This window comes from Petrimonas sulfuriphila, from assembly GCA_038561985.1.
Taxonomy (GTDB): Bacteria; Bacteroidota; Bacteroidia; order Bacteroidales; family Dysgonomonadaceae; genus Petrimonas; species Petrimonas sulfuriphila.
In genome coordinates, this window is sequence record CP073276.1 from 283931 (window position 1) to 300477 (window position 16547).

Sequence of the window (16547 nt, forward strand, 5' to 3'; positions counted from 1 at the left end):
CAAATCATGCGGAATGGTTTTCCGAGAGCGAGCTTCAAAAAATCGAGAAAAAACACAATACTGCTTTGATTCAACGAATAGAAGACATTCCAAAATAAATAAAACAAATCCTGATTATTAACAACTATGAAGACAAGTAGAAGAACTTTTTTAAAATCAGCCGGGACACTTACTGTTGGAGTAGTAATAAGCCCAAGCATTATTTCATGTAATAAATCAAAAAATGAAGATGTAAAATTCCTCAACACCTTAAATGAGGTTAGGAAATCCAGAAAACAGCACTTTAACATGTGCGGATATGCGGCTCCACCTTTGGAAACTGTACGTATTGGTTTTATCGGATTAGGGAACAGGGGGCCTTCATCACTTCGGAGACTGTGCTTGATTGATGGCGTTGAAATAAAAGCAATTTGTGATGTTCGTCCCGAAAGCTTGGCAAAAGGACGAAAGATTCTCGCTGATACAGGTCTGCCTCCTGCAGATGAATATGGTAAAACAGAGGATGACTGGAAGAATATGTGCGACAGGAATGACATTGATTTAATATATCAGGTAACTCCCTGGAGATTGCATACACCTGTTTCTGTATATGCCATGGAGCACGATAAACATGCAGCTGTTGAAATGCCTGCTGCGCTGACTATTGAAGATTGTTGGAAATTGGTTGAAACTTCCGAACGCACAAAGAAACATTGTATGATGCTGGAAAACTGTTGTTATGATTTTTTTGAAATGCAGGTATTAAACATGGCCAGACAAGGGGTGTTCGGAGAAATAATACATGCAGAGGCGGCTTACATACATGATCAGTTGGGCATCGCATTCGGGAAAAGTTACCCTGAGATGTGGTTGTTAAAAGAAAGCCAAACAAGGAATGGCAACCATTATCCCACACACGGATTAGGGCCTGTGTGTCAGGTCATGAATATTAACAGGGGAGACAGGATGACCAAATTGGTATCCATGCAGTCCAATGATTTCACGTATGGGCCAGAAGCTCATCGATTAGCCCAGCAAGATGATTTTTATAAAGAGTTCGACACCGATTCTTACAGGGGCAACATGAATACATCCATTATAAAAACTGAAAAAGGACGGACAATTATGCTCCAACACGATGTTTCAAGTCCGCGCCCATATTCAAGGATTTACATGGTTAGTGGAACGAAAGCGGTAGCTCAAAAATGGCCGCTTCCACCACGTATAAGTCTGGGAAACCATGAATGGTTGTCTGAAGCAGAGATGAAAGAGTTGGAAGAAAAATATACTCCGCCTATTGTTAAGAAAGTGGGTGATTTAGCCAAAAAAGTGGGTGGACACGGTGGAATGGACTTTATGATGGACTGGCGTCTTATCGATTGTTTAAGAAACGGATTACCCCTGGATCAAAATGTTTACGATGCTGCCTTGTGGAGTTCAATGGTCGCACTTACAGAATGGTCCGTAGCCAACGATTCTGAGCCGATAGAAGTTCCGGATTTTACGTGCGGCGCTTATAAAGCAAATCAACCCATTGACATTAGCATGGAAAAAGGCGGCAATACAGGAGTCAGACTTGAAAGCATAAAAACAGATGAGTCTGTGAAACAGCAAAACGTATAACAAATGCTCTCCAGATCATCTTCATTAAACTTTCACAAGTAAAAGAGATTTAAGTATAGCCAATTTAAGGCAGTTTAGTCTCAACTAAAGAATTTATACATTTGTGGTCAGCAATCCAGTTAAAATTAGTGGAGAGGGTAACAAGATGACAATAAGAATACACAAACCATTTCAAATTTAAGCGTTGAGTATGCAAAAAAAAAGACAATTTCAAAGGGCTCTTCTATTAGCCGCTTTCCTCTTTTTTATTTTCGGATTTCTAACCTGGGTAAACGGTACGTTGATTGCCTTTTTCAAAAAAACTTTTGAACTTAACCATTTCAACTCTTATTTGGTTACATTTGCCTATTACCTGTCTTACACGCTTATGGCGATACCTTCATCCATGGTTTTGAAGAAGATCGGGTTCAAAAACGGTATGTCGACGGGCTTACTGATAATGGCATTAGGATGTGGACTCTTTATCCCGGCAGCCAAATTGGCATCATATCCCATTTTTTTAGTTGGACTGTTTACCACCGGCATCGGGTTAACGCTTCTCCAAACGGCTATTAATCCCTATGTTACTTTAATGGGGCCCCATGAAAGCGGTGCCAAACGCATCAGTTTTATGGGGTTCTCCAATAAAATCGGAGGCATCATCGGGCAACTGGTGTTGGGTAGCATCTTGCTGCATGGGGCAACAAACATCGTACAACAGGATGAACTTAATAAAATAATATTTCCCTATTTAATTATTACGACCTTGTTTGTTGTGATGTCCTTTATTCTGAGAAAAAACAATTGGTTCCCTGAAATCGAAGAGGAAAAGGAGGAGCACAAAACTCTTTCAACACACAACGACAAAAAAAATGTATTTCAATTTCCAAACCTGGTTTTAGGGGTAATCGCTTTATTTTGTGCCGGAGCTACAGAAGTAATGGCAATTGACAGCATTATTAATTACGGGATGTCGTTAGGTTTTCCGGAAACCCGGGCTAAACTTTTCGGGTCATTTACTTTAATTGCAATGATAATGGGCTATCTATCGGGAATGATCCTGATACCCAAATATATAAAACAAGAGAAACTTTTAAAATATGGAGCCATTACAGGTAGTATTTTGGCAATACTGGTTATATATAGTCATTCGTCCGTTTCTGTTTTCATGGTATCGCTACTCGGATTTGTGAATGCTCTGTTTTGGCCGGCTATATGGCCACTCGCTTTGGAAGGCTTGGGGCGCTTTGTAAAAATAGGCTCAGCCCTGCTTATTATGAGCGTAGTTGCAGGTGCTGTTGTACCGTTGCTTTATGGATTAATTGCAGACACAATTGACAGTACTCAAAAAGCTTATTGGATACTTATACCGTGTTATTTATTTATTGCATATTATGGTTATTTCGGATACAAAATTAAAAGTTGGGATAAACAAAATCCATGGGAATGAATAGAACAATAATTTAAGGAAAGATCTTTCTCTAAGAGAAAATTCTGAAAGGATACACCCGAATGCCACAGAGGACGTTTCGCTAATACCGGATCAGACACTCCACTTATATCGCTGTACTAAGCAACCCTATGAAAATCATTAATCAAAACATAATCTTCTTTTTTCAGCATTATAACCGTGCTATTTTTCGCATTTTATCACAAATGTTTCGTAAATTATCTAAATTGAACACAAGAAAACCGTTTCCTTTGAACAATAAAATATTTTAATTTCTATTATTTTATTTTCAGTATGTGAAATGTGCGACAAAAGGGCTCAACCATTACCCCTTTGAATTACTTGGCTTTGTGTGTGGAAGAAGGCAATGAGAAAATTACATCAACTCTCTAGTCTTCAGATTAATTAAGCTAATTTTATAACTTATTAAATTAATAAATATTAAAATCAAAAAACATGAAAAAATATCCTTAATAAGTACTCTGTAAAAAGAATGCAGAAGTATTGAAGACTATTGCTATGTAAGTTAGCAAAAAAAATTAATGAGTAAATAAAACTCTCTTATTATGTGTTAAACTTTTAAAGAAAAATCGCAAATACCATTTGCAACATTTATTAAAAAAAAGTAATATGAAAAACAACGATTTATTAAGCGCTTGTCTCGTTTTATATCCTTTCAGGAGTGGCTTATCAAAAATCAAAAAAATCTTGATGGTAATTCTGGTTGTATTTCTGCCTCTAACTATTGTTAAAGCAGGAAATACTAAGAGTTCAATGGAGATAAGTCAACAACAGAAAAAACAAATTTCAGGTTTAATCAGGGACGTAAACAATGAGCCTATTATTGGTGCGAATATCATTGAAAAGAATGTGCCGGGTAATGGAACGGTTACTGATGTAGATGGCAGGTTTACTTTGAGTATCGAAGAAAATGCAACAATACTGGTTTCTTATATTGGATATTTACCGCAAGAGATCAGTGTGGCAGGAAAGACCTATTTTGAAGTTATCCTGCAAGAAGATACAAAGACCTTAGATGAAGTTGTGGTAGTAGGTTATGGAACCCAATCAAGAGAAACTATTACAACATCAATCTCTAAACTTGATAATAAAGTGCTTGAGAATATTCCCTTTACAAATGCAGCTAACGCTTTGAAAGGTACAATTCCCGGGATGCGTGTTCAAACAGTTTCAGGTCAACCAGGTTCTTCACCAAGAATAATAATAAGAGGTGGAAGTTCTATCAAGAGTCCTGACAGTGCAACTCCTTTATATGTGATTGATGGGGTTACACGTTATAATATGAATGATATCAATCAATCTGACATTGAATCTATTCAAGTTCTTAAGGATGCTGCATCAACTGCTATATATGGGGCCTTAGGGTCAAATGGCGTTGTTATTATTCAGACAAAATCAGGACGATCTGGAAAAATTCAAGTTAATTATAAATATGATCTGACACTTTCTGAAGCAAGCAGAAGGTATGATTTACTCAGCGCAAAAGATTTCGTTTATTTTTCTCGATTGGGACTCTACAATACCGGTCAAATTAATTCAGCCCTATTAGCTCAACTCGACGGCTCAACTTATGCAGGTGGAGCCGGTAATGGCTTGTCGAAAGATTATTACTCGAGCTTAATGTATTTAACTCCCGAAAATCAACATAAGTTGAATGAAGGCTGGCAAAGTATTCCTGATCCACTTAACCCATCTAAAACCCTTATTTTTGAAGATAATGATTACCAAAGTATTTTATTCAGATCTGGTATTTCGCACAATCACTCTTTTGCTGTAACAGGTGGGAGTGACAAGGCGACTTTTCATTTAGGGATTGGATATTCTGATAATGAAGGAATTGCAATTACTACCGATTATAAGCGTTTTACGTTAAACTTTAGTGGAGATATACAAGTTACTAAAAATACAAGTGCTTTTGCCAGAGTAATGTACTCGAACAGAAGTGATAGACAAGTTCACACAAATGACATTTTTAAAAGTGGACTTCTAATGCCTCCTACAAATAGATTGTATTATGAAGATGGGACTTTAGCCTCAGGAAGGAATTTTGGCTTTGCCAATCCATTATACAGTTTATCAGTTTACAAGCCAAGAAATCTAGCAAACGATTTAACCTTGATTGTAGGTGGTCAGGTGAACATTATCCCTGGACTTGTTTTTAAACCACAGTTTTCATGGAATCAAATTACTAGTTATAACAGAAATTTCCGCACAGCTTTCTGGAATGGATTTGCTTCATACGATACTTCACGTAATGCTAATGCCTCATTTTCGCAGAACTTCAGTCCTCAATTTAATGCTGTACTTGATTACGCAAAAAGTATAAAAGACCATGATATAAATCTTATGGCAGGATTATCGTATTTTGGAAGAAATAATGACAGTTTCAATGCTGCAGGTAATGGTGCCGCTACAGATCTAATACCAACATTAAATGCTTCTGCAGTTCCCACCTCTGTTTCAGGATCTGAAAGTCACCATGTCCTGTTAGGATATTTTTCAAGAGCAACATATAGCTATAAGCAAAAATATCTGGTTAATGCTAGTCTAAGATACGATGGAGCTTCAAATTTAGGTGAAAATAATAAATGGGGTATCTTTCCAGGAATCTCGCTAGGATGGCATGTCGATAAAGAGAATTTTTGGAATGCTCTACCGAAAGATTTGATAAAGTTAAAATTGAGAGGTAGTTATGGTGTAACTGGAAATATCAGCGGACTTGGATGGTATCAAGCTCAAGGTGAATATAATTCAAGTAACAAGTATAATGGTAATTCAGCTATACAAATTTCAGTTTTGCCAAACCAAGGATTAAAATGGGAACAATCTAAAACACTAGATTTTGGAGTTGACATGGGATTGTTTAACAGGAGAATAGATGTAATTCTTGATTACTATAGAAGAGTTAATGATAACCTATTAACAACGTTAGATATGCCACCTTCAACCGGTTTTTCAAGTATTATTACAAATTATGGTTCTTTAGAAAATAAAGGGTACGAATTCGGATTAAACGCTCGAATAATGCCCTATTCATCAGACTTTCAATGGAATTTATCTTTTAATGTTGCCAAAGTAAACACAAAAATACTTCACCTTCCTCCTAATGGCATTGAAAATAACCGTGTTGGAGGAGAATATATATGGGATGATAAATTAGGTGATTATGCTTGGAAAGGAGGATTACAAGAAGGTGGAAAAATTGGAGAATTATTCGGATATAAACAAGTAAGTATTTTTGCAACAGATGAAGAAGCTGCTGCTGGACCAACTGATACTTTAATTCCAAGGACAGATAAAACAAAGCATGGAGGTGACGTAAATTGGTTGGATTCTGATAAAAATGGTATAATAGATTCGAGGGATAAAGTCTACATGGGGAATCAGTACCCAGACTTAACTGGTGGCTTTTCAACTTTCCTTGAATATAAAAACTTAAGCTTAAGTGTTCGCATGGATTATACTTTAGGAGGAACACTATACTATGAAACAGGGGCTAGAATTGAAGGCAATTTCTCTGGAGCAAACGCATTGAGTAAAAAGATTTTACGCTCATGGCAAAAGCAAGGAGATATTACTGACATCCCTAAATATTACTGGGCTGATCAAAATGCAAACTGGAATGTTTGGAACAATCGTGGAAGTTCAAGATATTATCAGAAAACAGATTTTCTTAGTTTGCGTGAAATTACTCTGTCTTACAGTTTACCCTCCAATTATTTACAAAAGATGAAATTATCTGGATTACGTTTACATCTAACAGGAAGTAATTTACATTATTTTACAAATTTTGAAGGGTTGAATCCTGAACAATCGAGCTCTGACACTGCCTATCCGGTACCCAGAGAATTCATATTTGGATTGTCGATTAATTTTTAATTATTAAAATTATTAAAAAATGAAAAAAAATAATTCAATAACTATACTATTGTCACTAATACTATTCTCATTTCTTTCTTGTGACAACTTATTGAATCTCGAACCAACCAGTAACATTACTACTGCTTCTTTTTGGAAAACAGAAGACGATGCAAAGGGAGCTATATACGGAATGTATGCGAGATTTAGAAATGTAACAAATAGTAATCTTTTTTTATGGGGTGAAGCACGGAGCCAGAACCTGAAACAATCTGTCGGGAATGATTTTAGTAACATGAGAATATTTCAAAACACTTTAGATGCTGTAGATGCGGGTCCAAGCTGGAGTACACTTTATCAGGTCGTGAATGATGCTAATTTAATTTTAAAATATGTTCCGGAAATTAGTTTTTTAGATGGAAACAACAAAAATCAAATATTGGCAGAAGCTTATTCAATGAGAGCTTTTTGTTATTTCGTTATGGCAAGAACATGGGGTGGTGTAATAATATTTACAGAACCTACTGAGGGATATATACCTGAAAAAATGTATAAAGAGCGTTCATCGATAGAAGACTGCTTTAAACTAATTAAAGATGACATTGATAAAGCTATAAGTCTATACCCGGATAATAACTTTATTACCGGTAGAAACAGGTGGTCAAAACCTGCGACAAACGCATTAAAAGGAGATGTGTATTTATGGACAGGAAAAGTTATGAATGGTGGGAATTCCGATTTTTCAACTGCACTGAATGCTTTAACCGAAATAGAATCGAGTGATGTAATGTTATTATCTGAATTCAATAGAGTTTTTGATTATGATAATAAAGGAAATAAAGAAATACTTTTTGCAAGTAGATTTCAATTATACGAGTCAAGTAACACAGGTTATTATAGGATGTACATAGACCAATTACCACCTAATCCCGCTCCAGAAGCCAGTGAAGTAATTGGAGTACCAAGAGATGGTAATTATTGGACATTATCAGATGAAAGCCTTGCTATGTTTTCAAATGAAGATCAAAGAAAAGACGGAACTTTCTATGAATTATATTCATTTGATGCAGCTACTGGTCTCTATTCTAAATTCTATGGATGTATTCAAATGAAGTTCAATGGAGTTGTTGATGCAGGAAGTAGATATTTTCTAGATGATGTGATTATATATCGGTATGCAGATGTTTTATTAATGAAAGCTGAAGCTGAAAATGCTTTAGGCAAAGATCCATCCACTTCGATTAATAAAATAAGGCAAAGAGCATACGGTGAAAATTATTCTAAACATGTATTTGTCAATGGAAGTAAAGCCCAAAACGATATGGAAATTTTAAATGAAAGGTTATTGGAGCTTTTTTATGAGGGAAAACGATGGTGGGACTTAATTCGATTTGACAAAGTATTTGAATTGGTTCCATACTTTAAAGAAAATCCTCAAGACAAATATAAACTGTTATGGCCTATTGGATTAAATATATTGAGCATGGAGCCAAATATTTCACAAAATCCAGGTTATCAAGAGCGATAAATCTATAAATTTAACATAAGATTTGGGAATCAACAGTTTCCTATTTTTGCAACAGAAGGCAAAGATGCTTGCAAAAATTCAAAGATTGACTTTTATTTAAAAACTCATTTATCATTTAAGATATGACTGAAATAAAATCAAAAAAATACAACATTATGATGAGGATATTAATTATTCATCTGATTGCTTGCTTATTAATTCCATTTTCGCTTGTGGGGCAAACATCACTAGAATTAAATAATAAAAGAGAGTTGTTTGTTGATGATTATTTTATTGACAAGCTATATGGAATTGAAATTAAAATGCACACCCCCATTGATGAGGGGGCTGTTCTTTATTTCGACAAACCGTGGGAAGGTCCTTTCTGTGGTTATGTGACAATAATTAAAGACAATAATACTTATAGGGCATATTACCGAGGTTCGCAAGGGGGTAGAGATGGAAACAACAACGAAGTTACTTGTTATGCAGAATCAAAAGATGGAATAAAATGGTACAAGCCCAATTTAGGGATCCATACGATTCAAGGATCAAAAGACAATAACGTTGTTCTGGCAAATGTTGCCCCTGTTCCTCATAATTTTAGCCCTTTTCTTGATAAAAATCCAAAAGCCAGACCTGATCAAAAATATAAAGGCCTTGGTGGAGTCGACAAGACTGGTTTATTGGCATATGTATCAGAAGACGGTATCCATTGGAAAGAATTACAAAAAGAAGCTGTGTTTAAAAAGGGAGTTTTTGACTCACAAAATGTTGTATTTTGGTCCGAAAGCGAAAAATGTTATGTTTGTTATTTTCGTATCTGGTCCGATGGAGGATTTACTTCATATAAAGGATTTAGATCTGTAGGACGCTCAATATCAAATGATTTTATCAATTGGTCAGAACCACAAGCTATGACATTTGGCGATGCCCCTATGGAGCATCTCTATACTCAACAAACAAGTCCGTACTTCAGGGCTCCGCATATATATGTTGCAATTGGTGGCAGATTTATGCCCGGACGTCAGGTTTTGACAGAAGAACAAGCAAAAAAGCTCAACGTAAATCCCGGTTATTTCAAAGATTGCTCGGATGCCTTTTTTATGACTTCACGGGGAGGAAATGTATATGATCGTACTTTTATGGAAGCATTTATCCGTCCAGGGATCGGATTAGACAATTGGGTCTCACGATCCAATTATCCTGCTCTGAATGTCGTACAGACAAGTCCAACTGAGATGTCCATATACGTTAATCAGGATTACGCTCAACCTACAGCTCATTTACACAGATATTCTTTAAGATTGGATGGATTCACGTCATTGTCTGCTCCGTATAAAGGAGGGGAACTCCTCAGCAAAGCATTTACTTTTTCAGGCAAAGAACTTGAAATAAACTATTCAACCTCTGCGGCCGGTGAACTTAAATTTGAAATTCAAGATGAAGAAGGGAAGCCAATCCCTGGTTATACGATGGAAGATTCAGATACAATCATTGGTAATGAAATCTCGAGAATTGTAACCTGGAAAGGAAATAAAAACGTAGAATCACTAGCCTCAAAAACGGTTCGTTTAAGAATTCTCATGAAAGATGCTGATTTGTATTCGTTGAAATTTAATTGATTTTTTCTTGCTAAACTTGTAATGGCAAATAATGAAATTGAAGAGAATACTTAATTTATTGCTAATATCTTGTGCGCTGTCGAATGTATGCGCACAAGATACTTTGAGAAATAAAAATAAAGCATTTTTCTCAAATAATTTAAACTTGACACAATTGATACCATACAAGATAATTTCTACTGGAAAAAATAGTGGAGACTACCAGGCAGTACCGGATATGTGTCGGTTAAAAAATGGTGATATAATAGTTGTTTTTTATGCGGGAGATAATCATGTAACTTTTCCAAGTGAAAAATATCCAAAAGCAGGTAGAATTTGTTTGACAAGGTCAAAAGATGAGGGTCAGACGTGGAGTACTCCAATTACAATATTTGATGATGCCCATGATAACAGAGATCCCCATATTAATCAATTAAGCGACGGCACAATAATTTGTAGTTTCTTTTCGCTTGAATTTGAATTGAGTACAAAAAAATGCAATTATGAAAAAAAAATAGAAAATACAAAAGAAGAATCAATAAATTATGGTAATAATCCAGATCTCTTAAGAGATTTGGAGATAGAAACAATGCCTCCAACAAAAAAATGGACAGGAAGGGGTCCATTTATCATAAAGTCTTATGATGACGGGAATAGTTGGGAACAAGAGCCAGTATTAATACCGACACATGATATTGACTGGTATAGTTCAGCTAAAGTTCAAGAATTACCCGATGGAAGATATCTTCTTCCAATTTATCATACAGATTTATACAAAAATTCAGGATGGGGAGGTGTTGTTTTTTCTTTAGATAAAGGGACAACATGGAATAATATTACATCGATAGGGAAGGAGGCCAATTTGATGTTAGCCGCAGAGACAGAGGTAATTCTATTAAAAGACAACACTCTATATGCAATCATGAGAGGAGATGGATTTAAAATAAATATGCATTATTCTGTTAGTTATGATATGGGAAAATCGTGGAAATCAGTAAACGATATTGGTTTTGCTGGTCATTCACCTTCTTTCACACGTCTTAAAAGTAACGAAATTATACTCTCCTATCGCGCTTATGATCCTCAACTAGGATATTATACTGGAATTAGAATGAGTCGCGACGAAGCAAAAACATGGGAAGGCCCCTATTTAATTGATACAAAGGTAGGTGCTTATCCATCAACAGTAGAGTTAAAGGATGGCTCTGTTTTAATTGTTTATTATGAGGAAGGTTTAAATAGTTCAATACGGGCAGTACGCTTTAGAAAACCCACCTACTCTGTAAATAATTCTTTATTACAAATTTTAAATGTGGATTATCTTCCTTTAGAATAAAAAATATAAAATGACTATCATATGAAATTAAAAAAAATTAAAACTAACTGTTTGGCTGCTGTAGCTTGTCTATTTTTCCCTCTTTCATTAACGAGTCAGGAACCTGTGAAACTGAGGAATAACCGTGAAATATTTGTAGATTACTTTTTAATTGAAAAGTTGAACAGCATCAATCTAGTAAAGCATGCCCCCATTGATGAAGGTCCCGTGCTATATTTCGATAATCCATGGGAAGGTATTTTTAGCACTTATACTACAATAATAAAAGACAATGATATTTATCGAGCATATTACCGAGGCGGAAGTACACATAACAATGGTTATACTAATGGAGAATTCACATGTTACGCAGAGTCAAAAGACGGAATAAAGTGGATCAAGCCAAACTTAAGACTGTACGAAGTTTATGATACATTTGAGAATAATATAGTAGTTGCAAACGAAGCCCCCGTGCAACACAATTTCAGTCCGTTTCTTGATAAAAACCCTAAAGTCCGATCAGATCAGAAATATAAAGCTTTAGGAGGGACTATAAAAGATAATATCGGTTTAATTCCTTACGCATCACCAGATGGAATTCATTGGAAAAAAATGCATAATAAAGGTGTAATTACTAAAGGAAAATTTGACTCGCAAAATGTTGCATTTTGGTCCGAAAGCGAAAAATGTTATGTTTGTTATTTTCGTACGTTAAATGATGGCTACAGATCAGTAAGCCACACAACATCAAATGATTTTATCAATTGGTCAGAACCACAAGCTATGACATTTGGCGATGCCCCTATGGAGCATCTCTATACTCAACAAACAAGTCCGTACTTCAGGGCTCCGCATATATATGTTGCAATTGGTGGCAGATTTATGCCCGGACGTCAGGTTTTGACAGAAGAACAAGCAAAAAAGCTCAACGTAAATCCCGGTTATTTCAAAGATTGCTCGGATGCCTTTTTTATGACTTCACGGGGAGGAAATGTATATGATCGTACTTTTATGGAAGCATTTATCCGTCCAGGGATCGGATTAGACAATTGGGTCTCACGATCCAATTATCCTGCTCTGAATGTCGTACAGACAAGTCCAACTGAGATGTCCATATACGTTAATCAGGATTACGCTCAACCTACAGCTCATTTACACAGATATTCTTTAAGATTGGATGGATTCACGTCATTGTCTGCTCCGTATAAAGGAGGGGAACTCCTCAGCAAAGCATTTACTTTTTCAGGCAAAGAACTTGAAATAAACTATTCAACCTCTGCGGCCGGTGAACTTAAATTTGAAATTCAAGATGAAGAAGGGAAGCCAATCCCTGGTTATACGATGGAAGATTCAGATACAATCATTGGTAATGAAATCTCGAGAATTGTAACCTGGAAAGGAAATAAAAACGTAGAATCACTAGCCTCAAAAACGGTTCGTTTAAGAATCCTCATGAAAGATGCTGATTTGTATTCGTTGAAATTTAATTAGAGCCAACCATTTTAGAATACAAGAGAACTTTACTTACTTAAAATAGTCATCGATCAGTAAATCCCAATCCAAAATTAACGATTATATTTCTTTTGATTATATAATAAAAATAATAATATATGAATTTAAAATATTTTTCAGCATTAGTAATCGGAGTGTTTTTTTGTCTTACTTTTTGCACTACAAGAGAAAAACATAATAATTTGGTAAAACATTTGGGAATAGAAAAAATTAAAGATGTTGTTATTTATGAAGATTCACAATTTTATTCTTCATTTCCTTCTGTTGTAAAAAACGGCAAAAACGATTTTATTGTCGCCTTCCGTCGTGCTCCTGACCGAAGAATATTTAATGAAAAAGGGAACAACCACGTCGATCCTAACAGCTATTTAATGATGGTGCGTTCAACTGATGGTGAGACTTGGACCAAAGATCCTCAACTTATTTATTCGCATCCTTTTGGCGGATCACAGGATCCCTGTTTATTGAAACTGAGTGATGGCACCCTGCTTTGTACTAGCTATACATGGGCTTTTTTAAGACCGGACGGAGTTGAAAACCTAAAACGCCCCGTTTTCGATATTGGAGGAGGGGTTATCTTCTTGGGAGGGTATTTGGTGCGTTCAACTGATGGTGGAAAAACATGGGGAGAGCCCATTTATCCGCCTCATGTTGATGAGGATATTTATTTGAGTGCTTTGGGAGAGTCCCTGCCAGCATACAATCGAGGTGCTCTTTACGAAGGAAAAAGTGGACGCATTTATTGGGTTGTTGCCGTGAATGATTCTATTCCAATAAAGAAAACATCCAATCACCTGATTGTATCAGATGATAAAGGTCTCACATGGAGCTATTCGGGGTTGGTTGCCACTGACGACAAAGCCTCCTTTAACGAAACTTCAATTTATGAAACCCCAAAAGGAGATTTAGTGGCTTTTTTAAGAACCGCTAATATGGATGATCAAGCTTGTATAGCCCGATCCACAGATGGAGGAAAAACATTTAAATGGGAGAAAATGGGCTTTCAGGGTCATCCTCTTAATGCGCTCCGACTTCCGGATGATAGAGTATTACTAACATATGGTTATCGTCATGTACCCTACGGGATTCGAGCTCGAATACTTAACTCAGAATGTACCGACTTTGCAACCGCACCGGAGATTATTTTGCGGGAGGATGGTGGAAATGGAGATATTGGTTACACTTGGCCCGTACTACTTGATGAAAACAGGGTTTTGGTTGTATATTATTTTAATAAAGAAAACGGGACTCGACATATTGCTGGAACAATATTGGGAATAAATTAATCAATCAAACCATCTTCACTGTTCTGACAGAAAAAAATTATGAAGTTAAAAAGAATAATTATATATGATTGATCAATCAAAATCTATCCAAGCAAAACTTCCAAAAAATGCATGGTTAATTGTTTTTTTACTTTTCTGGGTGGGTGCTTTAAATTATCTGGATCGCAACACAATCGCCACCATGAGGAGTTCAATCATTGAATCTATTCCGATGACAGATGCACAATTCGGAATATTGACTTCTGTGTTTCTATGGACCTATGCATTCTTCAGCCCTGTTGCCGGATTTATAGCAGACCGTTTTAGCCGGAGCAAAGTAATTATTTTCAGTTTCTTCATATGGTCATTAGTAACCTGGTTAACATCTTATGCGTCAACTTACAATCAACTTTTGGCAACAAGAGCTTTGATGGGAATAAGCGAAGCCTTTTATTTGCCAGCAGCAGGAGCATTAATTATTGATTATCACAGAAACTCCACTCAATCTATCGCAACCAGTATTCACCTAACCGGAGTTACTCTTGGTTCCACATTAGGATTTATTGGAGGATGGTTAGCTGAAAAACACACCTGGCACTACGCTTTTCATGTTTTTGGCATATTGGGATTGGTCTATGCAATAATACTTCTGTTTCTTTTAAAAGACATACCCAAGAATTCAAGTGAAAGCAATAATAAGAATGAATCACAAGAAAAAGAAACAAATGGAAATGTCAATTTTGGATTAGCGGTTGTTGATCTGTTTAAAAATAGATCATTTATCTATTTGTTTTTATTCTGGGGTATTTTGGGAATTGTCGGATGGACTATTATGGCTTGGCTACCAACTTTTTTTAAAGAACAGTTTAATCTTTCACAGAGTATGGCAGGCTTTTACGCAACCGCATTTCTTTATCCTGCGTCCATAGTAGGATTATTGTTTGCTGGCATCCTATCTGACCGTTGGAGCAAGAGAAATAAGTATGCACGTATATTTGTTCCTATACTTGGCCTGTTAATTGCGGCTCCGTGTATCTTCTTTGCAAGCTATACCTCAATTTTATACATATCCATAGTTCTTTTTATGTTATATGGATTAACCAGATCATCAGTGGAAGCTAATTTTACACCAATTGCATGTAGTATTGTCAGTTTACGATATAGATCAACCGGATTAGGAATTTTAAACATGATTGCTACCACTGTTGGAGGTTTTGGCATCTATCTTACAGGAATGTTTCGTGATTTAGAGATAAGCCTTAAAATAATTTATCAAATGGTTGCTTTAAGCATAATCATTTGCGTATTTTTATTATGGTTAATCAAGAGAGAACAAAGTAAAAAAAAGGTCTAGTTCCACTATAAAAAAACTCGTATCAGATAAAATTAATATGATTTTCAGATAAAAACCCTTTTATGAATCAAGTTTTTTATAATGAATCAGATCGTATTGTCTGGGAAGAAGACCTTGAGGACTTTATTCCTTACAAGATCTTTGACGCTCATGTTCACTTTTGGGACGATTCTTTTTTGCCATTGAAAGATCCTCAACGAAATAATTTTGTAAATTCTGATTTACAAATAACCGAGAGGTGGAACAAACAGATGTTTCCTGGTCGTGACTTTGATTATTTGGTATTTGGTATGCCACTAGCTAATGCTGATATAAAAGCCAATAATGAATTTGTTGTATCAGAACTTGCAGGAAAACCAAATTCAAGAAAAAACAGACTGGTTACTCCTGAATGTAAAACTGAAGATATTTATAATGACGTTGTAAAGTATAATTTTGTGGGAATGAAACCGTATCGTCAGTTTTCCACCACAGGTGATATTAATCAATGTCGTATTCAAGACTTCTTGACACACCCACAGATGGAATTGGCTAATGAAATGGGGTTGTTTATTACATTACATTTGTCTCGTTATCACGGGTGTGCGGATGAACAAAACCTGATTGACTTAGAAGAATATACCACAAAGAAATATCCTAATATAAAATGGATACTTGCTCACTGTGCACGTAGTTTTACATACTGGCCTCTTCAAAAGGCAATTAACAGACTACGTCAAATACCCAACATATGGTATGACATATCTGCAGTTTCCGATGTGATGGCACAATATACTTTACTCAGTAAAGAAGATCATCGGAGAATTTTATATGGTTCAGATAATTTCACGGCAAATGCCTTTCACGGAAGATATGTAGCTATGGGAAGATTCTGGTATCAAATAGGAACGCCGGAATATGCGAAAAAAAATAATATTCATACAAATTCAAAACCTATATTGGCTATTTATGAGCAATTGTTAGCCTTTAAACATGCAGCACAACTTGCTCAATTAAGAACAGAACAAATTAATGATGTTTTTTATAATAATGCTAAAAAATTGTTTGACCTGAAGTCAATGTAATTAACAGTGATAATAA

10 protein-coding genes are annotated in these 16547 nt (G+C 35.7%); all 10 read left to right on the plus strand.

Going from position 1 to position 16547, the window contains the following annotated elements; genetic code table 11:
- Positions 1-126 precede the first annotated feature (126 nt).
- Positions 127-1602, plus strand: coding sequence for a Gfo/Idh/MocA family oxidoreductase (locus KCV26_01125; GenBank protein ID WZX37022.1), 1476 nt, complete (start codon positions 127-129; stop codon positions 1600-1602).
- 190 nt (positions 1603-1792) lie between these two features.
- Positions 1793-3031, plus strand: coding sequence for a sugar MFS transporter (locus tag KCV26_01130; protein WZX37023.1), 1239 nt, complete (start codon positions 1793-1795; stop codon positions 3029-3031).
- A 630-nt stretch (positions 3032-3661) separates the two neighbouring features.
- Positions 3662-6931 carry a TonB-dependent receptor gene (locus KCV26_01135; GenBank protein ID WZX37024.1) on the plus strand — a complete coding sequence of 1090 codons (3270 nt, stop codon included), beginning with the start codon at positions 3662-3664 and terminating at the stop codon, positions 6929-6931.
- Between the two features lie 19 nt (positions 6932-6950).
- Positions 6951-8438 (plus strand): RagB/SusD family nutrient uptake outer membrane protein, encoded by a 1488-nt coding sequence (locus KCV26_01140; protein WZX37025.1) that lies wholly within the window; start codon positions 6951-6953, stop codon positions 8436-8438.
- 122 nt (positions 8439-8560) lie between these two features.
- Positions 8561-10042 carry a hypothetical protein gene (locus tag KCV26_01145; protein ID WZX37026.1) on the plus strand — a complete coding sequence of 494 codons (1482 nt, stop codon included), beginning with the start codon at positions 8561-8563 and terminating at the stop codon, positions 10040-10042.
- Positions 10043-10145: 103 nt separating this feature from the next.
- Complete coding sequence (locus KCV26_01150) at positions 10146-11357, plus strand: exo-alpha-sialidase (protein ID WZX37027.1); 1212 nt, start codon at positions 10146-10148, stop codon at positions 11355-11357.
- A gap of 21 nt (positions 11358-11378) precedes the next feature.
- Complete coding sequence (locus KCV26_01155; protein ID WZX37028.1) at positions 11379-12827, plus strand: hypothetical protein; 1449 nt, start codon at positions 11379-11381, stop codon at positions 12825-12827.
- Between the two features lie 119 nt (positions 12828-12946).
- The gene (locus KCV26_01160; protein ID WZX37029.1) at positions 12947-14134 is read left to right on the plus strand and encodes an exo-alpha-sialidase; all 1188 of its coding nucleotides are present in this window, start codon (positions 12947-12949) and stop codon (positions 14132-14134) included.
- Between the two features lie 64 nt (positions 14135-14198).
- Entirely contained in the window at positions 14199-15467 is a 1269-nt protein-coding gene (locus KCV26_01165) for an MFS transporter (GenBank protein WZX37030.1), read from the plus strand.
- 62 nt (positions 15468-15529) lie between these two features.
- Positions 15530-16531, plus strand: coding sequence for an amidohydrolase family protein (locus KCV26_01170; GenBank protein WZX37031.1), 1002 nt, complete (start codon positions 15530-15532; stop codon positions 16529-16531).
- The last annotated feature ends 16 nt before the right edge of the window (positions 16532-16547 follow it).